At 57.6% G+C, this 22,213-nt stretch carries 26 protein-coding genes; 8 read left to right on the top strand and 18 right to left on the bottom strand.

Going from position 1 to position 22,213, the window contains the following annotated elements:
- Positions 1-41 precede the first annotated feature (41 nt).
- The gene (locus AC2TDA_RS01245; protein WP_480847629.1) at positions 42-1,280 is read right to left on the bottom strand and encodes an aspartate kinase; all 1,239 of its coding nucleotides are present in this window, start codon (positions 1,278-1,280) and stop codon (positions 42-44) included.
- A 166-nt stretch (positions 1,281-1,446) separates the two neighbouring features.
- Between AC2TDA_RS01245 and AC2TDA_RS01240 the strand changes: the two genes are divergently transcribed.
- Complete coding sequence (locus tag AC2TDA_RS01240; protein WP_480847630.1) at positions 1,447-1,803, top strand: hypothetical protein; 357 nt, start codon at positions 1,447-1,449, stop codon at positions 1,801-1,803.
- Here AC2TDA_RS01240 and AC2TDA_RS01235 read toward each other — a convergent pair.
- From AC2TDA_RS01235 to AC2TDA_RS01220, 4 genes are all read right to left on the bottom strand, one after another.
- Positions 1,797-2,435, bottom strand: coding sequence for an SDR family NAD(P)-dependent oxidoreductase (locus tag AC2TDA_RS01235; RefSeq protein WP_480878422.1), 639 nt, complete (start codon positions 2,433-2,435; stop codon positions 1,797-1,799). The two genes, AC2TDA_RS01240 and AC2TDA_RS01235, sit on opposite strands and share 7 nt — an antisense overlap.
- 3 nt (positions 2,436-2,438) lie before the next feature.
- On the bottom strand, positions 2,439-2,891 hold the full coding sequence (locus tag AC2TDA_RS01230) for a DUF1178 family protein (protein WP_480878421.1): 453 nt from the start codon (positions 2,889-2,891) through the stop codon (positions 2,439-2,441).
- A 358-nt stretch (positions 2,892-3,249) separates the two neighbouring features.
- On the bottom strand, positions 3,250-3,999 hold the full coding sequence (locus AC2TDA_RS01225) for an EcsC family protein (RefSeq protein WP_480878418.1): 750 nt from the start codon (positions 3,997-3,999) through the stop codon (positions 3,250-3,252).
- Positions 4,000-4,052: 53 nt separating this feature from the next.
- A complete protein-coding gene (locus AC2TDA_RS01220) occupies positions 4,053-4,547 on the bottom strand; it encodes a GNAT family N-acetyltransferase (protein WP_480847634.1) in 495 nt (164 codons plus the stop codon).
- A gap of 72 nt (positions 4,548-4,619) precedes the next feature.
- Between AC2TDA_RS01220 and AC2TDA_RS01215 the strand changes: the two genes are divergently transcribed.
- Positions 4,620-5,225, top strand: a complete 606-nt coding sequence (locus AC2TDA_RS01215) for a flavin reductase family protein (protein WP_480847635.1) — start codon at positions 4,620-4,622, stop codon at positions 5,223-5,225.
- Complete coding sequence (locus tag AC2TDA_RS01210) at positions 5,225-5,863, top strand: CatB-related O-acetyltransferase (protein WP_480878416.1); 639 nt, start codon at positions 5,225-5,227, stop codon at positions 5,861-5,863. Before AC2TDA_RS01215 ends, AC2TDA_RS01210 begins: the two co-directional genes overlap by 1 nt.
- Positions 5,864-5,897: 34 nt before the next feature.
- Here AC2TDA_RS01210 and AC2TDA_RS01205 read toward each other — a convergent pair whose 3' ends face one another.
- Positions 5,898-7,532: a SulP family inorganic anion transporter gene (locus tag AC2TDA_RS01205; protein WP_480847637.1), complete on the bottom strand. Its 1,635-nt coding sequence runs from the start codon at positions 7,530-7,532 to the stop codon at positions 5,898-5,900.
- Positions 7,533-7,751: 219 nt separating this feature from the next.
- Between AC2TDA_RS01205 and AC2TDA_RS01200 the strand changes: the two genes are divergently transcribed.
- The gene (locus tag AC2TDA_RS01200) at positions 7,752-8,624 is read left to right on the top strand and encodes an S-methyl-5'-thioadenosine phosphorylase (protein ID WP_480878414.1); all 873 of its coding nucleotides are present in this window, start codon (positions 7,752-7,754) and stop codon (positions 8,622-8,624) included.
- Positions 8,625-8,642: 18 nt separating this feature from the next.
- Here AC2TDA_RS01200 and AC2TDA_RS01195 read toward each other — a convergent pair whose 3' ends face one another.
- A complete protein-coding gene (locus AC2TDA_RS01195; protein ID WP_480847639.1) occupies positions 8,643-9,500 on the bottom strand; it encodes an alpha/beta hydrolase in 858 nt (285 codons plus the stop codon).
- A 250-nt stretch (positions 9,501-9,750) separates the two neighbouring features.
- On the opposite strand from AC2TDA_RS01195, the gene AC2TDA_RS01190 reads away from it, so the two are divergent.
- Positions 9,751-10,767 carry a DUF418 domain-containing protein gene (locus AC2TDA_RS01190; protein WP_480878412.1) on the top strand — a complete coding sequence of 339 codons (1,017 nt, stop codon included), beginning with the start codon at positions 9,751-9,753 and terminating at the stop codon, positions 10,765-10,767.
- Between the two features lie 50 nt (positions 10,768-10,817).
- Complete coding sequence (locus AC2TDA_RS01185; protein ID WP_480878410.1) at positions 10,818-11,447, top strand: LysE family translocator; 630 nt, start codon at positions 10,818-10,820, stop codon at positions 11,445-11,447.
- A gap of 5 nt (positions 11,448-11,452) precedes the next feature.
- On the opposite strand, the gene AC2TDA_RS01180 is transcribed toward AC2TDA_RS01185, so the two are convergent.
- On the bottom strand, positions 11,453-11,626 hold the full coding sequence (locus AC2TDA_RS01180) for a hypothetical protein (RefSeq protein ID WP_480783324.1): 174 nt from the start codon (positions 11,624-11,626) through the stop codon (positions 11,453-11,455).
- A gap of 326 nt (positions 11,627-11,952) precedes the next feature.
- Between AC2TDA_RS01180 and AC2TDA_RS01175 the strand changes: the two genes are divergently transcribed.
- Both AC2TDA_RS01175 and AC2TDA_RS01170 read left to right on the top strand, forming a co-directional pair.
- Complete coding sequence (locus AC2TDA_RS01175) at positions 11,953-12,492, top strand: adenine phosphoribosyltransferase (protein ID WP_480847642.1); 540 nt, start codon at positions 11,953-11,955, stop codon at positions 12,490-12,492.
- A gap of 169 nt (positions 12,493-12,661) precedes the next feature.
- Positions 12,662-13,144 (top strand): fasciclin domain-containing protein, encoded by a 483-nt coding sequence (locus AC2TDA_RS01170; protein ID WP_480878408.1) that lies wholly within the window; start codon positions 12,662-12,664, stop codon positions 13,142-13,144.
- A gap of 41 nt (positions 13,145-13,185) precedes the next feature.
- Here the strand turns inward: AC2TDA_RS01170 and AC2TDA_RS01165 are convergent, their stop codons facing one another.
- From AC2TDA_RS01165 to cyoE, 10 genes are all read right to left on the bottom strand, one after another.
- Positions 13,186-14,598, bottom strand: coding sequence for an FAD-binding oxidoreductase (locus tag AC2TDA_RS01165; protein ID WP_480878406.1), 1,413 nt, complete (start codon positions 14,596-14,598; stop codon positions 13,186-13,188).
- Between the two features lie 38 nt (positions 14,599-14,636).
- Positions 14,637-15,455: an MBL fold metallo-hydrolase gene (locus tag AC2TDA_RS01160; protein ID WP_480847868.1), complete on the bottom strand. Its 819-nt coding sequence runs from the start codon at positions 15,453-15,455 to the stop codon at positions 14,637-14,639.
- 103 nt (positions 15,456-15,558) lie between these two features.
- Positions 15,559-16,143, bottom strand: coding sequence for a GNAT family N-acetyltransferase (locus AC2TDA_RS01155; RefSeq protein WP_480847869.1), 585 nt, complete (start codon positions 16,141-16,143; stop codon positions 15,559-15,561).
- Positions 16,143-17,405, bottom strand: a complete 1,263-nt coding sequence (locus AC2TDA_RS01150) for a M16 family metallopeptidase (protein WP_480878405.1) — start codon at positions 17,403-17,405, stop codon at positions 16,143-16,145. Before AC2TDA_RS01150 ends, AC2TDA_RS01155 begins: the two co-directional genes overlap by 1 nt.
- Positions 17,402-18,790 carry a threonine synthase gene (thrC, locus tag AC2TDA_RS01145; protein WP_480847646.1) on the bottom strand — a complete coding sequence of 463 codons (1,389 nt, stop codon included), beginning with the start codon at positions 18,788-18,790 and terminating at the stop codon, positions 17,402-17,404. Before thrC ends, AC2TDA_RS01150 begins: the two co-directional genes overlap by 4 nt.
- Positions 18,787-19,464, bottom strand: a complete 678-nt coding sequence (locus tag AC2TDA_RS01140) for an SURF1 family protein (RefSeq protein ID WP_480878957.1) — start codon at positions 19,462-19,464, stop codon at positions 18,787-18,789. Before AC2TDA_RS01140 ends, thrC begins: the two co-directional genes overlap by 4 nt.
- A 156-nt stretch (positions 19,465-19,620) precedes the next feature.
- The gene (locus tag AC2TDA_RS01135; protein WP_480847647.1) at positions 19,621-20,436 is read right to left on the bottom strand and encodes a cytochrome c oxidase subunit 3; all 816 of its coding nucleotides are present in this window, start codon (positions 20,434-20,436) and stop codon (positions 19,621-19,623) included.
- A gap of 22 nt (positions 20,437-20,458) precedes the next feature.
- A complete protein-coding gene (locus AC2TDA_RS01130) occupies positions 20,459-21,034 on the bottom strand; it encodes a cytochrome c oxidase assembly protein (RefSeq protein WP_480878403.1) in 576 nt (191 codons plus the stop codon).
- On the bottom strand, positions 21,034-21,195 hold the full coding sequence (locus AC2TDA_RS01125) for a hypothetical protein (RefSeq protein WP_480878400.1): 162 nt from the start codon (positions 21,193-21,195) through the stop codon (positions 21,034-21,036). Before AC2TDA_RS01125 ends, AC2TDA_RS01130 begins: the two co-directional genes overlap by 1 nt.
- On the bottom strand, positions 21,192-22,148 hold the full coding sequence (gene cyoE / locus AC2TDA_RS01120) for a heme o synthase (RefSeq protein ID WP_480878398.1): 957 nt from the start codon (positions 22,146-22,148) through the stop codon (positions 21,192-21,194). Before cyoE ends, AC2TDA_RS01125 begins: the two co-directional genes overlap by 4 nt.
- Positions 22,149-22,213: the final 65 nt, after the last annotated feature.

Raw genomic sequence — 22,213 nt, 5'->3', positions numbered from 1 at the left:
AATCGCTTTATGGTGTCAGGCGAGACCTTTGGCTGAAATGCTCAGGCCGCCTTGTCCAGTTCAAAGGCATCATGCAGTGCCTGAACCGCAAGTTCCATGTATTTCCGATCAACAAGGACGGAAATTTTGATCTCGGAGGTTGTAATGACTTTAATGTTGATCCCCTCATCCGAGAGGATCTTGAACATTTTGGCCGCAACACCTGACTGCGAACGCATACCGATACCGACGACGGACACCTTGCAGACGTCCTCATCCGCGACCAGTTCCGCGTAGTTCAGCTCGCCCTTTTCCTTGATCGCCAGCAGCGCCTGTTCGGCGCGCGCCACCTGATTGGTCGGGCAGGAAAAGGTCATGTCAGTGCGACCCTCATCCGAAATGTTCTGGACGATCATGTCGACATTCACGCCCTCTTCGCTGAGCGCGGTAAAGATGATCGAGGCGATACCGGGACGGTCTGCGACCGAAACAACGGTCATCTTTGCCTCGTCCCGCGAATAGGCCACACCGGCCACTACATTGGATTCCATGATATCCTCCTCGTCGACGACCAGCGTTCCGGCCTCGTCGGACTGTTCTTCAAAGCTCGATAGAACGCGCAATTTCACCTTGTAGCGCATCGCCAGCTCGACCGAGCGGGTTTGCAGCACTTTAGCCCCCAGCGAGGCCAGTTCGAGCATCTCCTCGAACGCGATCTTATCCAGTTTGCGCGCCTTTTCACAGATGCGCGGGTCGGTGGTGTAGACCCCGTCCACATCCGTATAAATGTCGCAACGTTCGGCATCGAACGCGGCAGCGAAGGCCACGGCGGTAGTGTCCGACCCGCCCCGGCCCAACGTAGTGATACGGCCTTCTGGGCTGATGCCCTGGAAACCAGCCACGACGGCAACCCGCATACCTTCGCCGAATTTCTGGTTGATGTTGTCAGTTGGAATCTCTTCGATCCGGGCCGCCGAGTGGGCGCCGTTAGTGATCAACGGCACCTGCCAGCCCTGCCAACTGCGGGCCGGAATGTCCATTTCCTGCAAAGTCAGCGACATCAAGCCGGCAGTCACGTTCTCGCCCGAGGACACAACCGCATCATATTCGCGGGCGTCATACAGCGGCGAAATCTCGTCGACCCATCCCACCAACTCGTTCGTCTTACCCGACATGGCGGACACGATGACAATCACGTCATAGCCTTTTGCCACCTCAACGCCGATGCGCTTGGCAACGCGGCGGATGCGGTCAAGATTGGCGACCGAAGTGCCGCCGAATTTCATCACGAGTACGGGCATGGGGGCTAGTGTCTCCGCGCCTTGGAATTCCAATCTCGTGCCTCTTATGCGAGGGGGGGCGTAAGGGCAAGTGCGCATAGACACTCTGACTGCGGCACGGGGCCGCTTTACATTGCCGGGCAGCGATGTCAGCGTGGCGCTAACCGTTTAATCCACGAGGATTTCCATGTATCGCTTTGCTTTCGCCCTCACCCTGATTTCGTCTCCAGCCTTGGCGCAGGTGGCAACCTTGTCGGGCACGGACGGCCAGAATTCACTTGGAACGGTGCCCTGCGCCGCAATCGCCGGAGAGCCTTTGTCCAGTTGCCCTGCCGAACTGCGCCACAAAGAGGACGGCACGGCAACACTGGCCGTTCAGCTGAATACGGGTGAAGTGCGGAGGATCTATTTCACCGATGGCGTACCGGATTCCAGCAGTTCGACCGCGAAAATCACATATGAGACACCCAGAGACCTGATGGTGATCTTTATTGAACCGGGCGAAGTCTACGAAATTCCAATAGCGGCCCTGAAATCTCAGTAGTCGTGGGGGCGACCGTCCCAGGTTTCGAAACAGCCGGAATTATCCAGCGACAAAGTATCAAATCGCGCAGCCAGCCCAGCTACGGCTTGGTCCACCGTGATTTCGGCCACCGCACCGCCCATGTCAGTTTGCACCCAGCCGGGGTGGTAAATGCCCACGGAAATGCCATCTTGCCGCAGGTCAGTGGCAAGATTTCGACCCAGGTTCAGAACTGCGGCCTTGGATGCACGGTAGATGTAACTGCCCCCTGGCGCGCGCGTGTGCGACGCCATCTGTGACGAAATAATCGCGATCTTACCCCGCGCGGCGCGCAGGTTTGGCAGAAGGGCCTGAATTGTCAGGAATACGCCGGTCACATTTGTAGCAAAGCTCTGCGCCCACATCTCGACCGGGTAACCATCGATACTCTGCCCTTTGTCCAGATACACTCCGGCGTTGCAGACCAGAAGATCGACAGGTCGGTCTGTCAGCGTTTCGGACATGGCTGCATGCTGTGCCGGATCAGTGACATCGAGAACCACCTCCGCACCGTCGCTGCGCGCGGTTCCCGTAACTTCGTCCCCCTGCGCACGATAGTGGTTGGCCAGAGTTTTTCCGATACCGCGATTAACGCCGGTGATAACGATGTGCATAATTCAGTTCGTTTTGCGGCTGGGGATGAAAGGAAGCGGCGCAACGGGAACCCCGTCTTCGATCAATGCCCGCGCCTCCTCGGGTTTGGCCTCGCCATAAATCGATCGTTCGGGCGCGTCACCCAGGTGCATCTTCCGGGCCTCGGCAGCAAACTCCTGACCTACATAATCCGAATTCTCTTCGACCTTGCGGCGCAAATCTGCAAGAACCCGTTCTATTTCGGGCGCGGGTGTCGTCACGTCGATACGTTCGGCGTCGGGCTTTTTCGCGATAGGGGGCTCTGCTGCACGAGCGGGGCGCACCCGCGGTGTCATGATTGCTTTTTCGACGTCCCCGCATCCGCAAACGGCGCATGTCACCAAACCAGCCGCAGCAAGTTTGTCAAAGGCTGCGGCTGATTGAAACCAGCTGTCAAAGCTGTGGCCATCTTTGCATTTCAACGCATATTGAATCATGTTCGGTCCAATTGTCGGTCGGCGAATAGATACCAACCGGAATGGTAATATCAAGCCCTTCCGAAATCGGATCGCAACAGGAAGGATAAGCGTTTTTATATCACGCACCTGGTTCAGAAGATACGCCCGGCATGTGGCAGGCTCAATTCGCACCCAATAAGCGTAAAAAAACAATACCGTAGCCTGCGGTCTCAAAGAAATATGCCCCACTTTCCTTGAAACAAATGCAATAGAAACCAGCTGCACGGCGCAATCCGAAATGCCGCCCCCATATCCCGTTTTCATATGCCCTGCAGTGGCTTATGACCATTTTGGGGTGCAGGCTGAAGCACTCAGAAAGCCTTAAATCTGCCCTTTGTCAGCGCAACATGCGGGTCGACAGGCGTTGGACCAATTCTTCGTGCGGAATGTCGGCGTCCACGGCCAATCGCCTCAGGCCGAAATGAACGTGAGCGATCTGCTGGTAATAGCGCGTGTAGGCATAGTTCGTACCTCCGCCTGCCAACGCACCCAGAATCGGCACTGACTGAGCCGCAAGTTTTTGCCCCAGAACAACCGACAAGCGTGGCGCTACGGCGGCGATCAGCCGTTGCATTGTCGGGCCAGTCAAGGTCAGGCGCACCGAGAAAAATCCCGTATCGGCGCCATCATCGAATGAAAGCGGACCCGCAGCGGACAATACTCGGACACAGTCGAATTTGACCCCTTCCTCGGCAGGGTCAAACCCTTCGCGCGCAGCCGCGCCCTGAATGGATCGCAACAACATCGTCGTGGTCGCAGGCAACTCCATCAACGCAGTTGATACGCCTCCAAGTCCGCCAGCGGCTCCCATCGCGGTAGTCACAACAGTGTCCACCCACGGTGGCTGATCAGGTACTGCGTGCCGAGAGCCCTGCGCCGCATGCATAGCCACCCAAAGGGCTTGTTCAGTCGCGCCAGTCAATCCTTGCCGCACAGGTTCGGGAAGTTGTTCCAACAGGGACTCTGCCGACCCTCCAAGCTTGTTCAGCAGCTTGATCCCTGCCCCTCCAGCGGCGCTGTAATGCGCTGCCAAACGGTCGAGTTCGGCCTCGGTATCGATTTCTTCGATAAGAACAACGTTCTGCATCTGCACCCTCCTGTCTTGGAAAGATCGGCATTTTGCAGCAGGTTTTCAATGGTTCAGCGGGTCCACCGGGTGACAGAACCCTGAATTCCCGCCCAAACTCCGGGCTTCAGTGACAATCCAAGAACACGGTCCGGGTTTGTCGGAGGCGGCATTTCGATCCCCTGCAAACGATCAAATCCGAACCGGGCGTAATAGGGCGCGTCGCCGACCAGCATGACACGGTCCCAACCCTGCGCGCGCCCGGCTTCGACCCCCTGGTGGATCAGATACCCCCCCAACCCTTCACCTTGATGGGTCGGGTGAACGGCGACCGGCCCCAGCAACAGCGCATCGTACTTGCCGATATGAACAGGCCAGAACCGGATGGCGCCGGCCAGAATGCCTTCACCGTCGCGTGCCACCTGTGACAGACCAGAAACCGGTGGAACATCATCGCGCAGACGGTACGACGACAGGGCCTCGCGCCCGGGCGCAAAGCACAGGTCATAAAGGGCTTCGACCTCCCACCAATCCTCTGGCTCTTCCGGCCTGATATTGAACTGCTGCACCCCAGCCCTCTTTTCCTTGCTGGAATTCGCCCTAGCACTTCGTTACGCCTTGGGCAAACGCTTGGAGATCAGATGTTCTATCGCCCCGAAGACGGTCATGGCCTGCCGCATAACCCGTTTAACGCCATCATAACCCCCCGCCCTATTGGCTGGATATCGACCCGCGACGCGAAAGGGATCAACAATCTGGCGCCCTATTCGTTCTTCAATGGCGTTGCCTACACCCCGCCACAGGTCATGTTTGCCACAACCGGCACCAAGCACGATCAGGATGGCGGCAAGGACAGCGTCGCCAATATCGAGGCGACAGGCGTGTTCTGCGTCAACGTCGTGGCGCATGCCCAACGCGACGCGATGAATGCCAGTTCAGCGGGGCTACCGAAAAACATCGACGAATTCGATCATGCCGGACTGACGCCAATTGAGTGTGAAACCATCCCCTGCGCACGGATCGAGGGTGCCCCGGCTGCACTGGAATGCAAGCTGACGCAGATCGTCACGTTACCCGGCGAAGCCAACCGGGTTGTTTTCGGTGAAGTGACGGGTATCCACCTGCATGACGCTCATATACGGGACGGAAAGTTCGACGTCACATCCTTCAAACCGCTGGCACGGCTTGGGTACCGAGATTACTCGGTGGTCACAGAACTGTTCAGCCTTTCAAGACCGGATGACTGATGCCTCTACCCGACCCTACCCGCAAATACCCTATCACTTTGCCAGATGGCTCCGATCACAAGGGCACCGTATTCCTGTCTGAGGCGGTTGATCATCCTCGGTTTTTGGCTGGAGCTTTCAGCTATGCCTCGGATTTTGCTGCGCCAGAGGATTGGGCGTCGCATCTGGCTCCCTACTTGTTTCCGTTCTCCCGGGAAAAGCTGGTACTGGGGAAATTCTGTCAAATCGCGCATGGGGTGCGGTTCATCACGTCGTCTGCAAACCATGCAATGGATGGGCTGACCTGTTTCCCGTTTTCTGTTTTCGACCCGGAACGCATGACTGGCTTTCAGCCTGATACGCGTGACACCATCATCGGGCATGATGTTTGGATCGGTTACTGGTCTCTGATTTTACCGGGTGCAAAGATCGGAAATGGCGCCATCATTGGGGCAGGTTCGGTCGTTCGGGGTGAGATTCCGCCATATGCAATTGTGACCGGAAACCCCGCAGAGGTCCGGCGTTTTCGGTTCGATGCCGATGTGATCGGCAGGCTTCAAGCATTGTGCTGGTGGGATTGGCCAGCTGAAGCTGTTACCCAGGCTGAAAGCGCCCTGCAATCGGGGGACATCGAACTGCTGGAGCGCCTCGCTCCATAGTTAAAGGGCGGCCAGATCGGCCGCCCTTTAACATTCAGTGCCCGCCGAGAATACCGGTGCGGACCGAATAATCCACCACCAGTTCGTAATCCGGGTCATCATCGCTATCGACCATCAGATGGCCGGCTTTGGTCAGCAGCTTGTGGCAATCGCGGCTCAGGTGGCGCAGCATTACACGCTTGCCCGCAGCCTCGTATTTGCCGGCAATGTTCTCGATCGCCTGCAATGCGGACTGGTCCACCACGCGGCTGTCTGCAAAGTCAACAATCACGGTTTCCGGATCGTTCGCTACGTCGAACAACTCGACAAACCCATCGGAGGATCCAAAGAAAAGCGGCCCTTGGATCTCATAAACCTTTGCACCCTCTTCGGTGGAAGACTCGCGGGTTACGGCGTGAATCCGCTTGGCGTTGTTCCAGGCATAGGCCAGCGCCGAGACGATCACACCGACGACGACCGCAACGGCAAGGTCTTCCATCACCGTGACAACAGTCACCAGCACGATCACGAAGGCATCCATCAACGGAACCTTGAGCAGAATCTTGAACGAGTTCCAGGCGAAGGTACCGATCACCACCATGAACATTACCCCAACCAGAGCGGCCAGCGGAATCCGCTCGATCAAGGGTGACGCAAACAAGATGAACACCAACAGGAACAGCGCTGCGGCGATACCGGCGATGCGGGTCCGACCGCCGGACTTCACGTTGATCATCGACTGACCGATCATCGCACAACCGCCCATACCACCGAAGAATCCGGTCACAACGTTGGCTGCACCCTGCGCAATACACTCTTGCGAGGCACCGCCGCGCTTACCAGTGATTTCGCCCACAAGGTTCAGTGTCAGCAGAGATTCTATTAGGCCGATGGCGGCCAGAATAACCGCGTAAGGCAAGATGATTTCAAAGGTTTCCCAGTTCAACGGCACCATCGGAATGTGGAACGAAGGCAGACCACCTTCGATCGAGGCCAAGTCACCCACTCGCGGCACATCCAGTCCCATGCCGATCACGATGGCCGCAACCACGACGATCCCGGCCAACGGAGCAGGAATGACACGTGTGATACGCGGCATGACCCAGATCACCGCCATGGTCAACGCAACAAGCCCCAGCATCGTGTAGAGCTGCATGCCGGACAGCCATTCTCCCCCGCTCATACCGTGGCCGGTGTTTTCCATGGTACCGGGGACTTTGAATTGCCCCATCTGGGCCAAAAAGATCACAATCGCCAGGCCGTTTACGAAACCCAACATCACCGGGTGCGGCACCAGACGGATAAACCGCCCCCAGTGCATCGCGCCGGCAATGACCTGCAAAATGCCCATCAACACAACCGTCGCGAACAGGTATTCAACACCATGCTGTGCCACCAGCGCCACCATGACCACCGCCAAGGCACCCGTTGCGCCGGAAATCATGCCAGGGCGTCCACCGATCAGCGCTGTGATCAGACCAACCAGAAACGCCGCATAAAGGCCCACCAGCGGGTGAACACCAGCGACAAAGGCAAAAGCCACTGCTTCGGGCACCAGTGCGAGCGCCACGGTCAGGCCCGACAACAGCTCGATCCGCAGGCGGGACACGGTCAGCCCTTCGTCCGGCGACCAGCGCAAATCGGGAATGGCAAGGCGTTTGGCAAAACTTGCCAGCATGGCTCGAGGCATGGGTGTGTCCTGTGGATTGGGTCTGTTGGCGCGAAAGCGCCTTTTTACATACCCCACACAATGTGGGATACCGCACTAGGTGGGATGCTGGTATGCACCGGGCGCATAACTCATTTTGCCTGACTTCGGATTCATTCCACGCAAACCGCTGAACACACTTGCCAAATGAGCCCATGATGCGCAGATAATTCGAACATAGACATCAAGCGGAGACGACACGTGACCCAAACAAAAATCGCCGTTATCGGAGGATCAGGCATCTACGACATCGAAGGTCTGGAAGGTGCCGCATGGGTTACGGTTGAAACGCCTTGGGGGGAGCCGTCGGATCAAATTCTGACCGGATCGCTGGACGGGATAGAAATGGCGTTTCTGCCACGTCACGGTCGTGGCCACTTGCATTCCCCGACAGAAGTGCCCTATCGCGCTAATATTGACGCTTTGAAGCGTCTCGGTATGACGGACATAATCTCGGTTTCCGCCTGCGGGTCGTTTCGTGAACATATGGCGCCGGGTGATTTCGTCATTGTTGATCAATTCATCGATCGGACGTTCGCGCGTGAGAAAAGCTTCTTCGGCAGCGGATGCGTGGCGCATGTCAGCGTCGCCCATCCAACGTGCCCGCGCCTGTCAGATGCCTGTGAAACCGCGGGCAAAGCCGCGGGCATCACTATCCATCGCGGCGGTACCTATCTGGCAATGGAGGGGCCGCAATTCTCGTCGCTGGCCGAGTCAAAAATGTATCGCGAGCAGTGGGGCTGCGATGTGATCGGCATGACCAACATGCCCGAAGCTAAACTCGCCCGCGAAGCCGAGCTTTGCTATGCTTCGGTTGCAATGGTCACAGATTACGACAGCTGGCACCCGGACCACGGAGAGGTCGACGTGGCGGCAATCATAGCGACTCTGACTGGGAATGCCGACAAAGGGCGCGCTTTGGTCAAAAGATTGCCAGCCCTGTTGGGTGCCGAGCGCAAGCCCTGCCCGCATGGATGCGACCGGGCATTGGAATACGCCATCCTGACCGCGCCCGAGAAACGTGACCCGGTGTTGCTGGCCAAACTGGATGCCGTTGCCGGAAGAATCCTCTGACGTCTGCGCCGGGTTACCTTATTTCTGCGACAATTGCTGGCGTACATCCTGCCACAATCCGCGTGACCACAAATCGTTGTGCGTTCCGCCTGGAACTACAAAAAGCAGCGCGGACTCATCCGTCAGGTCCGCCAACGCCTGACCGTGATGCACAGGGACGGTTTCATCATCTGTACCATGGAAAATCATTGTGGGCACTTCGATTGCTCCAATGATGTCGCGAGTGGCGAATTGGTCTTTCATCAGGGTGTGTACAGGCAACCACGGGTATCTTTCCGCCGCAACATCGACGGTCGCAGTGAACGGAGCCTCAAGAACCAGCAATTCAGCGTTTGGTCGTTGCTCGGCCACTGCGGCTGCTATTGCGGTTCCAAGGCTCTGACCGTGGAGCACGACCTCTTCACCTTGCTCCTGAAGATAATCGAACAGCGCGAGCCCATCTGAAATCAAAGCTTCTTCCGAGGGTTCGCCGCCGCTGCCCGGAAACCCTCGATAGCTTGGGGCCAGAAGGCCATAGCCGCTATTGAGAATTTCACGAAATCTGTCGGCCCGGTCAGACAGATTTCCACTTTGTCCGTGAAAGAACAAAACTGTGGGAGCCCCATCTGTGGCCGCTGGCGCGACCCAGCCTGTCAACTGAACACCGTCTGACATAGGAAGCGATACAACATCAACATCCGCCAGGCCGATCGCGCCGGGCTCAGGCAATTCGCCATCAGGTTTGTACAGCAATGCCTGTTGGTTAACGTACATGTAAGCGACCGCCAAAGCGTAGAGAACGCAGCCGAGCACGACAACACCAATCAGAGCCTTCCGAACCCTGATCGGCCGAAAGCGGAAAAAGGCTTTGGGCTCCATATCCCGCGTCTGTGTCATCAGTTCCTCCGTCAGTGTGGACTGCTCCAGAAGTCTGGGAACTCATCGGGAGAATTCAAGAAACGCCTGCAAAGGTTAATGCAATCTTTAACCTGTTACCCCGTTACCAACAATGAAACCAAATCATGCTTCACAACTTGAATCGCGTATGAGCTAAGCCATGTTGGGTCAGATATACAATGAGAGGACAGGTCTCCAGCAATCGAGCCCGAGCGGCTTGGGAATCGGCGGCACACAACAAGGACGCAGCATGAAACGTCTCGATGCACTGGACGGTGCGCGGTTTCTGGCCTTCTGCGGCATGGTGCTGGTCAACTTCCGCGTCGCAGCTCAGGTCGCACCGGGCAATGACTGGGCCTCGATCCTGATCGATGCGCTGGAGGGGCGTGCTGCGGCTTTATTTGTGGTGTTGGCCGGGATTGGTTTGGGATTGGCCCGAATACCCGCCGTGCTGCTGTTGCGCCGGGCTGCGTTTTTATTCGTGCTGGGTTTGGTCAATATGACCGTTTTTGAGGCGGATATCCTGCACTTTTACGCGCTGTATTTCGTAGTCGGCGCGGCCTTCCTGACCACATCCCAACGGTCGCTGTGGCTGGGTGCGCTCGCGATTGTGGGCTTGTCTGTTCTGGCCGTTCTGCTCTTTGATTACGAAAGGGGGTGGGACTGGACCAATCTGACCTATTCCGACCTCTGGACCCTGCCCGGATTTCTGCGCAACGCGCTGTTCAATGGCTGGCACCCCGTGCTGCCCTGGGCCGCATTTCTGCTGATCGGCATGGCGATTGGCCGGTCAGACCTGCGTGACTTGTGCATTCAGCACCGCCTGATCATGTGGGGTTCAGGTGCAGCTGTTCTGGCATTGTTACCGCAGATGCTGGTCTCGGATGCAGAACTTGCAGCCTATTTGGGAACCGAGGCCATTCCGCCCGGTCCATTCTACGTTCTTGCAGGCACCGGTACCGCGTGCCTTGTGATCGGGATGCTCCTGAAATATTGGCCTCTGATCGAACGCTTGCACCTTGCCCGCGCCCTGACGGCCCCGGGAAAACAAAGCCTGACCTTGTACATGGCCCATATCCTGATCGGAATGGGGCTGCTGGAAGAGGCAGGCCTGCTGAATGGTTCGCTGAGCGCACCGGAAATCGCCGGTTATGCCTTTTTGTTCTTCGCGGCTTCATCCATCTTTGCGCGTTTCTGGTCCCGCTGGTTCAAGCGTGGTCCTCTTGAGGCGCTGATGCGGCGCGTGACTGACCCTCGAAGGGCTTGACGTTACAGTGTTGCCGAGGCTTGCTGGCGCGGTAACGAAAAGGACGTCCCATGGAACTTGACCTTTGGCTGGCCTTTGTGGCTGCTTCAACCGCGCTTTTGCTGATCCCCGGCCCGACGGTGTTGCTGGTGCTAAGCTATGCGCTGTCCAAAGGGCGCAGTGTATCCGTCGCCTCGGCCACTGGTGTGGCGGCTGGCGATCTGATTGCAATGACGGCTTCGCTGCTGGGGTTGGGTGCGCTGGTTGTGGCGTCGGCCACCTTGTTTTCCGCACTGAAATGGGTGGGGGCCGCCTATCTGGTTTGGCTGGGGTTCAAATTGTTGCGCAGCGCGCCTTCGGGCGGGTTGAACCCGGTGGATACCGGCAAAGACGTCACTTCGCGCAGCGTTTTCGGCCACGCGGCAGCGGTCACGGCGCTGAACCCTAAATCCATCGCCTTTTTCATCGCCTTCGTGCCCCAATTCCTGCACCCGACCGACCCACTGGGCCCACAATTCGCAATCCTGATTGCGACCTTTGTCGGTCTGGCATGGGTGAATGCCCTGGCCTATGCGCTGCTGGCGGATCGCCTGCGCAGGACGATCGGCCGCTCAGGTGTCATTACTGCACTGACGCGCGTTGGCGGGCTGACACTGATTGGAATGGGCGTGGCAACCGCCATCTTGCGTCGCCCGGCCTGAAACACCTAGTTTTCCGCATTCTCTTTCATGAAGCCGCGGATAAACCGCCGAATTTCTCGCGCGGCTGAAGTGTCGAGCTCTTTGCACAGTTCGACAAATGCATCCCGTTCATCCTTGTCCAGACGCAGGACCAACTGACTGTTTTTCTTGGTGGAAACCTTACCATCTTTTTTTGCCACGCGTTCTGATCCTATTAAAAAACTTGATTCTTTTCGAGATGCAATGTATATACATGGCATATAGATTGTAGTTATCGGGCACCAAACAACAAAAATGGGATTATGGCAATGAATCTTAATGTGGCTCAGGCATTTCTTTTGCGAGACCAGCGAAACTGGCGCAAACCGCACCTCTCCTGGCTACCGGCTACGCTGTACCGCTACTATAGCCTGCCGAACACCCTGGCACGCCGCCGCAAATAACCGCAGGCGAAAGACTTTCCTTGCATGACAGGACCTGATGGGCCAAACACTGGCGTGTTTTTTTGACGCGAAGAAGAGTGCCCATGTCCAGAAACAAAACCGTCAAGGATTACATCCGGACGATCGTTGATTTCCCACATGAGGGGATCATGTTCCGTGATGTCACCACCCTGTTTGCGGATCCGCGCGGATTTCGCATTGCTATCGACCAGATGCTGCATCCCTATGCAGGCGAACGGATCGACAAGGTTGTGGGGCTTGAGGCGCGCGGCTTTATCCTGGGCGGCGCTATTGCGCACCAGCTAAGCGTGGGTTTCGTACCGATCCGCAAAAAGGGCAAGTTGCCCGGCACAACCATCAGTCAGGATTACAAACTGGAATATGGCGAGGCTATCGTCGAAGTCCACGATGATGCCATCCAGCCCGGCGAAAAAATTCTGGTCGTCGATGACCTGCTGGCTACTGGCGGCACGGCAGAGGCCGGCATCAAGCTGATCGAACGTCTGGGAGGTGAGATCGTCTCGTGCTCGTTCATCATCGATCTGCCCGAACTGGGCGGCCGAAAGGTGCTTGAGGATCTGGGAATGGACGTTCACGTCCTGTGTGAATTTGAAGGTTTGTAAAGCCCTCACATCACAAGAACGTGATTGGTAAATGTTATATGCCCGGGCTTAGCGCGGGCGTTTTTCATTTCAACTCCCCTGATCTGTTGCAGCTGGTGATCTTATCCCGGTCCCGCGCCGTATTTGTGACGATGCCACCTGAGGCATTTTCAACAAGGGAAGATATCCGATGTTCCGCAAAACCGCTTTCGCTAGCGTCGCAACCGTTCTTCTGACGACAACCGCCTTTGCCGACGGTCACAAGAAAGACATCGTCGACACCGCAGTGGGTGCTGGCAGCTTCACCACCCTCGTCGCAGCTGTTCAAGCTGCCGAATTGGTTGACACCCTGAAGGGCGAAGGGCCATTTACCGTGTTTGCGCCCACGGACGAAGCCTTTGCCGCTTTGCCTGAAGGTACGGTAGAAACCCTGCTCAAGCCGGAAAACAAGGATCAGCTCGTGGCCATTCTGACCTATCATGTGGTACCGGGAAAGGTGATGTCGACCGACCTGTCCGATGATATGTCCGCAGCTACTGTTCAGGGGGGAGAGATCACAATCGATTTGGATAACGGCGTTATGGTTAACGGCGCCAACGTCGTTCAGGCCGATATCGAAGCCGACAACGGTGTGATTCATGTGATCGACAAAGTTATTCTGCCTGCGTCTTAACCGCTGCCGTGGTGCGGCCCGGAGCATCTGGGCCGCCTTCCTTACCGAAGAACAGCACCGGGGTTCATGATCCCTTTGGGGTCCAGCGCATCTTTGATGGCACGCATGGCAGCCAGTTTTGTGGGGTCGCCATAACGCGCCACATCTTCGGTTTTCAGGCGTCCCACTCCGTGCTCGGCACTGACGGAGCCTCCAAATTTGTGCACCAGATCATGTACCGCGTGCTTAACGATCAATCTTTGACTTTCGAACTCTTCCCTGTCGCACCCTTTGGGCGGAAACACGTTGTAGTGCAGATTGCCGTCGCCCAAGTGCCCGAAACAATTGACGCGAAAATCCCCAAGTCCCGCAACGGCTTCGGCACCGCGCCGGATGAATTCGGGAATGGTCGAAATCGGAACCGAGATATCGTGGCTGGACACAGAGCCAATGATCCGGTTGGCCTCAGGTATCTGCTCGCGCACAGACCACAAGTCGTTCCGTTGGGACAAGTTCTGGGCGATGACTCCGTCAGTCACCAACCCCCGCGCCAGCCCCGCCTCGAACAAGCCTTCCAGCGCTGCAACTGGATCCAGACCTGCCGCCAGACCCAGTTCAACCAGGACGCACCATTCAGGTGGCGTATCAAAAGGTTGTCGGGTATTCGGCAGCACCTCTGCCAGAAACTCAAGCCCTTGGCGGTGAAGCAACTCAAAAGCGCTGACCCCTTCACCTACCTGATCCCGCAACACCGCCAGCAGGTCGATAGCGGCGTCTGGCGACGCTACTTCGAAGACCGCTGTTCCTACACCCGCAGGTTTTGGATACAGCTTCAGAGACGCCGCGGTAATGATCCCCAACGAGCCTTCGGAGCCGATCAATAAGTTGCGCAGGTCATAACCCGTATTGTCTTTGCGAAGTCGGCTAAGGCCATGCCAGACATCGCCGTTGGGCATGACTGCCTCAAGTCCCAAACACAGATCGCGCGCATTGCCATAACGCAGTACGTTGAGGCCGCCAGCGTTGGTGGCAAGGTTCCCGCCGATCCGGCAGGACCCCTGCGCCGCCAGCGAAAGCGGGAACAATCGATCTGCGTTATCCGCAGCAGTCTGAATGTCCGCCAAAATGGCGCCGGCCTCGGCAATCAATATGTTTTCGGTCGGGTAGACAGACCTGATCGCGGTCATCCGTTCGAGCGAAATCACAAGCGGTGCAGGTCCGCTGGGAACCACCTGCCCACCGACCAATCCAGTGCCACCGCCGTAGGGAACAATCGGTACGCAGGCGTCCGAGGCAAGCCGGACTACCGCACTGACCTGTTCGACCGTTTTGGGCAGCGCCAATAGCCCTGCTCGCCCCGCAAAACGACCTCGTGGCTCCTCAAGATAGCGCGCAGCGACGGGGCGCAGGACATCTTCGGGCAGGTGCGCCCGGATTTTTTCGGCAAGGCTTTCATCGGCGGGATTCAATGTCATACCCATTCCTTGCCCAAGCCTGTGCCTCGCGACAAGCCTTATTCCAATTCGATCAGGTACCGGGGCTCCAAAACCACAACCGTCGGCCGGTCCGGCAAGGTACGAAGAGAGACGACAATTTCGGATATCCCATCTCGTTCAACCGGGAACTCACCCCGGATATCAGTCAGGAACCGCTCCAGAGAAAACCCTGAGAACCAATGCATCGGAATGATGATCGAGCTTTTCAGCCGTTTCAGAACCTCGATCATTTCCGGCAACGGCATGGTGGTGCCGCCGTCGACGGCTGCCATCACGACATCCAACCGTCCCAACGCGGCGAATTGCGCGTCTGAGGGGACATGATGGAGATGTCCCAGATGGCCAACACACAGCCCTTCAATCTCGAACACAAAGATGGAATTTCCGCGCTCTTCGACACCGCCAAACCCTGAGCGGATATCCGTCGACACATTGCGTACCAGCAACTCTCCCAAGTCGAGGTGATGGTCGATACCCTCACCAAACTCGCCCCAGCCGGGTAGGACATACGGGATAGCCGGATCGGGATGCGCGGTCCAATGGGTACTGTGGGCATGGTTCATGGTAACAATGTCGGGGATCATATCTGCCGCACCAATGAAGCCCGTAAAATCCGTTACCGCGTTCAACCCGCCGCGTGTTTGGATCAGAAACGAGGCATGGGCGATATAGCTGATCCGAACCGAAAACTCGGGAACCGGATCACTCCAGGCAGCTTTGCGCAGGTATTCGATCCCGGGCGCGGCGTCTGCGATTGCTATACAATGGCTCGGCCGCCGTTCCTGCGCCGCAGCCGCCCCAGAGATCACCATCAATGCCACAACAACCCAGCGCATCTCCTGAGTGTAGCGCACTGCGCTCACAAGTCATGCCCCTTGTTCAAATGACCCAAAACACCACGAGGTTTGAGGCATAATCCCAGTGCCCCTGCAGGGCCACCTAACCCGCGTCTGTCTTCCCCCGCCGATCAGATCGCAGGCTGGCATACAGCACATGCGTGCGCCACCTACCGTTGATCTGCAGATATGACTGAGCCACGCCCTCGTATTTAAACCCGGAGCTCTCCAACAGCCCGCGCGAAGCGGTATTTTCTGGCAGGCAAGCAGCTTCGATCCGGCTCAGGTCCAGCCGGGTAAACGCGTGATGCACCAAGGCGCCGATGGCTTCGCGCATATATCCCTGCCGTGAAAAGGTTTGCCCTGTCCAATAGCCAAGAGTCCCGGCCTGCGCCGGCCCTCGCCGGATATTGTCCAACGTAATTGCCCCCAACAGAACGTTATCGCTGCGTCGAAACAGAAACAGGGGAATGGCAGTCCCGCTGGCAACCGAGCGTTGGGCCCAGTACACCCTGTTGGTAAACGACTTGCGCGTCAGATGATCCGATGCCCAGATCGGCTCCCACGGGGTCAGGTATTCTTTTGACGCCCGTCGCAATGCGGTCCAATCATTGAAATCGGAATGGACAGGCGGACGCAGGCTCAGCCGCTCGGTCTCGAGTTTAAGCTTGCGTCTGCCCAACAGCATCACGCCGCGCGCCTCTCCTGCAATTCAGCCAATGTCGGCGCGCCTGAAACCGGCCCGTAAAGAGCCAACGCTGCCGGAGCCTGAACGGCCATCTGTTCGGCAAACAAGCGCACATCTTCCATGCTGACCGCGTCGATCTTGGCAACGGTATCCTCAAGCGACGGCACCCGGCCCCAGATTTGCACCAGCCGCGCCAGACGTTCAGCCCGGTTCGACGGGCTTTCCAGCCCCATCAGCATCCCGGCCTTCATCTGTGCCCGGGCGCGGGCAACTTCTTCGTTGCTCATGTCCTCGGCGGCGCGCTTCATCTCATCGACTGTAATGGTGGCGAGCTCCGCGACCTGATCCGCTGATGTCCCGGCATAGATCGTCGTCGTCCCGGTATCGGCATAAGCGCCGGTCTGCGCAAAGATCGTATAGCACAAGCCGCGAGTCTCACGCACCTCCTGAAACAGGCGTGAAGACATCCCTCCGCCCAGAGCGGTAGAGTATATCTGCGCTGTATAAATCGCATCATCGCGATAGCCGGGGCTTTCCAGCGCCAGTGCGAAATGGGCTTGCTCCAGCTCTTTCTCCTGACGGGCCTCACCGCCAGTAAAGCGGGCGGTCTCGGGGATCAGTCCTTTGCGCGGTTGCAAGTGGCCAAACATCTCTTCGGCCATTTTCATCAGTGCGTCGTGATCCACCGCGCCTGCTGCGGACAGGATCATCTGATCGGGTCCATAATGCTCGGCTACAAAGCCCGACAGGTCCTCGCGAGAAAACGCACTGACCCGCTCGGTCGGGCCCAGAATGGTGCGGCCCAAGGGCTGATCGTGATAACTCTGCTCCTGCAGCCAATCAAAGATCACATCGTCAGGTGTATCGTAAGCCTGACCGATCTCCTGCAGAATCACGCCACGCTCGACCTCGATCTCACGCGGGTCGAAAACAGGGTTCAGAACGATATCCCCGATGACATCCATCGCCAGTGCCACGTCATCTTTCAGAACGCGAGCGTAATAAGCCGTCACTTCGCGCGACGTATAGGCGTTGATGTACCCGCCGACATCCTCGATCGCCTCGGCGATCTGCAACGCTGACCGCCGTTGAGTTCCCTTGAAGGCCATATGCTCAAGGAAATGGGCGATACCATTCTGCTCGATCCGTTCATGCCGCCCTCCGGCGGTCACCCAGATGCCGATGGCCGCAGATTGCAGCCCCGGCATATGTTCACTGACGATACGAAATCCGTTCTTCAGTTGGTCTTGTCTGACAGTCACTCAGCAATATGCCTTTTGATATGATCCTCGAGAGTGCCCAGATCGTTGGCGATGCGGGTCACCCGTTCCGGACGTTCATACAGATCAGACATGCGAGAGGGAAGAGGCGGATGTACGTCGCTGGCCTTCTCTACCGCGGCCGGGAACTTTGCCGGGTGCGCTGTGGCCAGAGTGATCATCGGCACGTCCGCTGCGCGATGTTCTTCGGCAACCATGATACCGACGGCCGTGTGCGGGCAGACCAGCTCGGCGCTGTGATCCAATGTGTGCTTGATAGTCTCCAAAGTTTCGTCCTCGGACACACGCCCCGAGTCAAAGCTCTCGCGCAGCGCTTCCATCGCACCCTGGCTGACGTTGAAGCCGCCATTCTTGAGTTCATCCATCAATTGCGCGACGGCGCCGCCATCCTCACCATAGGCGTAGTACAGCGCACGTTCAAAGTTCGAGCTGACCTGGATATCCATCGACGGGCTGATCGAGGGGATGGTGTCGCCCTTGAAATACCCCTCGCCCGACAGGCAGCGGTGCAGGATGTCGTTCTGGTTGGTCGCAACCACTAGTCGGTCGATGGGCAGGCCCATGCGCTTGGCGAGGTAACCTGCGAAGATATCTCCGAAGTTGCCGGTCGGAACAGTAAAGCTGACTTTGCGGTGCGGTGCGCCAAGGCTGACTGCGGCGGAGAAGTAGTAGACGATCTGCGCCAGTACACGCGCGAAATTGATCGAGTTTACGCCCGCCAGCTTCACACTGTCGCGGAAATCGAAATCGTTGAACATATCCTTCAACGCGGCCTGACAATCATCAAAATCGCCATCCACGGCCAAAGCATGCACGTTGCCGTCCGCAGGGGTGGTCATCTGACGACGCTGCACTTCGGACACGCGGCCATGCGGATACAGGATGAACACGTCCACCGCGTCCAACCCACGGAACGCCTCGATCGCTGCCGATCCGGTATCGCCGCTGGTCGCACCAACGATGGTCACGCGATCCCCGCGCCGCTTCAGTGCCACCTGGAACAGCTGACCGATCAGCTGCATAGCAAAGTCCTTGAAGGCCAACGTCGGACCGTGGAACAGTTCCAACAGAAAATGGTTCTCGTTCAACTGCTTTAGCGGCGCGCGGGCGTCGTGGCCAAAGCCTTCATAGGCACGGGCGATGATCTCCTTGAACTCGCCCTCGGCGAATGAACCGTTGACATACGGCCACATCACCCGAAAGGCGATCTCTTCATAGGGCAACCCAGCCAAAGCGGCGATCTCGTCCTGGCTCATCACCGGAATCTCAGCAGGCAGGTAAAGGCCACCGTCACGGGCCAGTCCCGTCAGCATCGCCTCTTCAAATGTCAGTTCGGGCGCTTGGCCACGGGTCGAGATGTATTTCATTGCGTGTCACTCTCAGTTGGGGCGCGGCGGCGCCACAGGAAGTATCCGGTCATTGCAGCCCAGACCAGGGCCAGGCCAAACCAGGTGATTGCATATTGCAGATGATCATTGGGAATGCCTGCGGCGTCCACCGGCAGAGGTTTCACCCCCGGGTCGGTTTCCGAACGTGCGATCAGCAGCACTGGTTCGGCCCCTAATGCCGCAGCCAGATTGGGCACGTCCCGGGCGAACCAGATGTTGTCATCGATATCAGGCTCGGGCGTATAGCCGTCGATCTCGTCAGGCCAATGAAGGTTGCCGGTGATCTCCATCGGACCGTTAAGGCGCTTGGCCTGTTTAGCGGTTGTCGGAACAAATCCCCTGTCTACCAGAATGGTCCGATCATCAATGCTGAAGGACTGGATGATGCGATACCCTGCCCCAACCTGCTTGACCGAAACCAGAACGTGGATTTCCCCCGGCTCCATCTCGCCCGAGATCGTTACGGGCAAGTATTTGTCAGCGTCTTGGGAGACTTGCTGCGGCAAGGCTACGGGATCGGCGGATATCCGGCTTTCGATCTCAGCCAACACCCCTTGCTTCCACGCCAGCCGCTGAACTTGCCACACCCCCAGCGACAGCAGCACGCCCAGACCGGCGAGACCGAATATCAGCAGGAACAGAATGCGGCGCATGACAGAACCATATCTCATTGCAGGAACCGGCGTCTTGTTAAGGGGGGCGCCGACCGAATTGCAACCACCCAATTGTACGGGGCGCAATCTTGCGCCCCAGATAGAGAAAAAGCCGCCCTTTGGGGCGGCTTTTACAATTGGATCACCTGATCGTCGTTACATCAGCGGAGCTTGACCCCAGATGTAAACTGCAAAGAACAGGAACAGCCAGACAACGTCCACGAAGTGCCAGTACCAAGCGGCGGCCTCGAAACCGATATGCTTTTCGGGGGTGAAGTCGCCGCGCAGTGCGCGGATCAGGCAGACCGACAGGAAGATCGTCCCGATGATCACGTGGGCACCGTGGAACCCGGTGGCCATAAAGAAGTTCGAGTAGAACTGGTCGCCACCGAACTTCCAGCCATCGTGGGCCAGCAGCTCATAGTATTCGAAGCCCTGCAGGAAGGTAAACGCGATGCCCAGCGCGATACCGATCGCCAGACCTTGCACAAGTGCCTTGCGGTCATTGCCATGAACCAAGGCGTGGTGCGCCCAGGTGATCGCGCAGCCCGACAGCAGCAGGACCAGAGTGTTGATCAGCGGCAGGTGGAACGGATCAACCGCGTGAATGTCCGGCTGGATGTATTCGGTGCCTGCATAATCGTACATCGGGTACATGCGGTGTTTGAAAAACGACCAGAACCAGGCGAAGAAGAACATCACCTCGGACATCACGAACAGGATGAAACCTAAGCGCAGGCCGATGCGAACAACCGGTGTGTGATCCCCGGCGCGGCTCTCGGCCACGACATCGGACCACCAGGCGAACATGGTGTACAGAACGGCTACCAATCCGGCCCAGAACATCCACGGGGTGATCCCGTGCATCCACAGAACAGCTCCGAACAGCATCGTAAACCCACCGGCGGCGCCAATCAGCGGCCAGATCGAGGGGTTCAGAATATGGTAGTCGTGGTTTTTAGCATGTGCCATCAGCGTCCCTCACCTACAGGCGTTAGTTCGTTTTTGTTTTTGCCTGCGCTTCAAGGGCGGCGTAGCCCTCGGGCAGGTCAATTTCGTAGAATGTATACGACAGAGTGATCGTATGAACATACTTAGCTTCAAGATCTTCGACCATTTCCGGGTCAACGAAAAAAGTCACTGGCATCTGAACCCGTTCGCCGGGCTCCAACACCTGCTCTTCAAAACAGAAACAGGCGATTTTCTGGAAATAGCCGCCGGCGGAATACGGCGCGACGTTGTAAGACGCCTGGCCGGCAATCGGTCGGTCGGTCGGGTTGTACGCCTCGTAAAAGGCCAACCCGGTTTCGCCGATACGCATTTCCATCTCGCGCTCGACAGGCTTGAATTCCCAAGCCATGTCCTTGGCTTTCGAGGCATCAAAACGAACCGTCACGGTGCGGTCCAGAATATCCTCGGGTGCAGTCTCGGCCACGCCGGTTGTCCCGCCAAAACCGGTGACACGGCAGAACCAGTCGTAGAACGGCACCGCCGCCCAGGCGAGGCTGCCCATCAGGACAACCACCCCCACTGTCTGCACAACGGTTTTCTGAGGACCGGACAGCGCCATCAGTCCTGCACCTCTTGCGTCGCCATGCCAAAATCCGTGCCCGAGACCTTAACAATCGTCAGGCCGAAGATGATTACGATGAACGCTGCGAGAGTCAGACCAACACCAAGATTGCGGCTGAATCTGCGCTGATGCAGCTCATGACTTTTACGCAGGCTCATGACCAGCCTCCCAGCCCGTAAGGTTTCAACAGCGCTTCGGCGAGAATCGCGCCGAAATGCAGGAAAAGATAGAGCAGCGACAGCTTGAAGAAGGAGCGTTCAGCCTTGAAGTTGTCCATTTCAGCGTCTTCTTCCGACCGGCGCGAAATCTGCCATGCCCCCCGCAGGAACAGGGCGTTCATTACCAAAGCGGCCGCCAAGTAGACCGGGCCGCCGATATCGGAGAACGAAGTACCGATAGCCAGCACCGCCAACAACGCGGTGTAGACCAGAATATGTGTGCGTGTCGCACGGCGGCCATGGGTAACCGTCAGCATTGGCACACCGGCATCGTCATAATCAGAACGCATGAACAGCGCCAGCGCCCAGAAATGTGGAGGGGTCCACATGAATGTCAGAGCAAACATCAGCCACGGCTCAATGGACATCGAGCCTGTCGCCGCGACCCACCCAATTACCGGCGGGAAGGCCCCCGCCGCGCCGCCAATGACAATATTCTGAGGCGTCGAACGTTTCAGCCACATCGTATAAACGACAACGTAGAAGAAAATGGTGAACCCCAGAAACGCGCCTGCAAACCAATTCGTTGCCAGCCCCAGCATGATCACCGACAGGCCAGACAGAGCAAGCCCGATCGCCAGAGCCTCGCCTTCTTCGACTTTTCCGGACGGGATTGGACGCCCCTTGGTGCGTTTCATCACCTTGTCGATATCCGCGTCCCACCACATGTTCAGCGCGCCGGACGCGCCACCACCGATGGCGATAAACAGGATCGCACAGAATCCGACGACGGGATGCACAGGAATCGGAGCCGCCAGAAGACCGACCAAAGCCGTAAACACGACCAGCGACATCACGCGCGGCTTCAGCAGGGCGAAATAATCGCCAAAACTGGCCTCGTCCGTGTGTGCCTTGGCGGTCACCGTGCTGGCATTGATGCTTGCGTCGCTCATTTCCGGTCCTTTGAGGGTGAAAGCCGCGCGAAGGACGCGCAGCTTACATCATTCAGAGCGCAGTC

It is taken from the genome of Ruegeria sp. HKCCD6426 (genome assembly GCF_057221115.1).
Note: the sequence above shows the minus strand (reverse complement) of the source record. Positions and strands in the feature narration are given on the sequence as shown.

Excerpts from the sequence above, each read along its gene's own strand:
- AC2TDA_RS01195 (WP_480847639.1), bottom strand. The coding sequence starts at position 9,500 with ATGACACAGACGCGGGATATGGAGCCCAAAGCCTTTTTCCGCTTTCGG.
- cyoE (WP_480878398.1), bottom strand. The coding sequence starts at position 22,148 with ATGAGCGACGCAAGCATCAATGCCAGCACGGTGACCGCCAAGGCACAC.
- AC2TDA_RS01140 (WP_480878957.1), bottom strand. The coding sequence starts at position 19,464 with ATGCGCCGCATTCTGTTCCTGCTGATATTCGGTCTCGCCGGTCTGGGC.
- AC2TDA_RS01170 (WP_480878408.1), top strand. The coding sequence starts at position 12,662 with ATGTTCCGCAAAACCGCTTTCGCTAGCGTCGCAACCGTTCTTCTGACG.
- AC2TDA_RS01210 (WP_480878416.1), top strand. The coding sequence starts at position 5,225 with ATGCCTCTACCCGACCCTACCCGCAAATACCCTATCACTTTGCCAGAT.
- AC2TDA_RS01215 (WP_480847635.1), top strand. The coding sequence starts at position 4,620 with ATGTTCTATCGCCCCGAAGACGGTCATGGCCTGCCGCATAACCCGTTT.
- AC2TDA_RS01230 (WP_480878421.1), bottom strand. The coding sequence starts at position 2,891 with ATGATTCAATATGCGTTGAAATGCAAAGATGGCCACAGCTTTGACAGC.
- AC2TDA_RS01225 (WP_480878418.1), bottom strand. The coding sequence starts at position 3,999 with ATGCAGAACGTTGTTCTTATCGAAGAAATCGATACCGAGGCCGAACTC.
- AC2TDA_RS01165 (WP_480878406.1), bottom strand. The coding sequence starts at position 14,598 with ATGACATTGAATCCCGCCGATGAAAGCCTTGCCGAAAAAATCCGGGCG.
- AC2TDA_RS01155 (WP_480847869.1), bottom strand. The coding sequence starts at position 16,143 with ATGCTGTTGGGCAGACGCAAGCTTAAACTCGAGACCGAGCGGCTGAGC.
- AC2TDA_RS01235 (WP_480878422.1), bottom strand. The coding sequence starts at position 2,435 with ATGCACATCGTTATCACCGGCGTTAATCGCGGTATCGGAAAAACTCTG.
- AC2TDA_RS01240 (WP_480847630.1), top strand. The coding sequence starts at position 1,447 with ATGTATCGCTTTGCTTTCGCCCTCACCCTGATTTCGTCTCCAGCCTTG.
- thrC (WP_480847646.1), bottom strand. The coding sequence starts at position 18,790 with ATGAAATACATCTCGACCCGTGGCCAAGCGCCCGAACTGACATTTGAA.
- AC2TDA_RS01125 (WP_480878400.1), bottom strand. The coding sequence starts at position 21,195 with ATGAGCCTGCGTAAAAGTCATGAGCTGCATCAGCGCAGATTCAGCCGC.
- AC2TDA_RS01185 (WP_480878410.1), top strand. The coding sequence starts at position 10,818 with ATGGAACTTGACCTTTGGCTGGCCTTTGTGGCTGCTTCAACCGCGCTT.
- AC2TDA_RS01190 (WP_480878412.1), top strand. The coding sequence starts at position 9,751 with ATGAAACGTCTCGATGCACTGGACGGTGCGCGGTTTCTGGCCTTCTGC.
- AC2TDA_RS01160 (WP_480847868.1), bottom strand. The coding sequence starts at position 15,455 with ATGCGCTGGGTTGTTGTGGCATTGATGGTGATCTCTGGGGCGGCTGCG.
- AC2TDA_RS01175 (WP_480847642.1), top strand. The coding sequence starts at position 11,953 with ATGTCCAGAAACAAAACCGTCAAGGATTACATCCGGACGATCGTTGAT.
- AC2TDA_RS01205 (WP_480847637.1), bottom strand. The coding sequence starts at position 7,532 with ATGCCTCGAGCCATGCTGGCAAGTTTTGCCAAACGCCTTGCCATTCCC.
- AC2TDA_RS01245 (WP_480847629.1), bottom strand. The coding sequence starts at position 1,280 with ATGCCCGTACTCGTGATGAAATTCGGCGGCACTTCGGTCGCCAATCTT.
- AC2TDA_RS01135 (WP_480847647.1), bottom strand. The coding sequence starts at position 20,436 with ATGGCACATGCTAAAAACCACGACTACCATATTCTGAACCCCTCGATC.
- AC2TDA_RS01130 (WP_480878403.1), bottom strand. The coding sequence starts at position 21,034 with ATGGCGCTGTCCGGTCCTCAGAAAACCGTTGTGCAGACAGTGGGGGTG.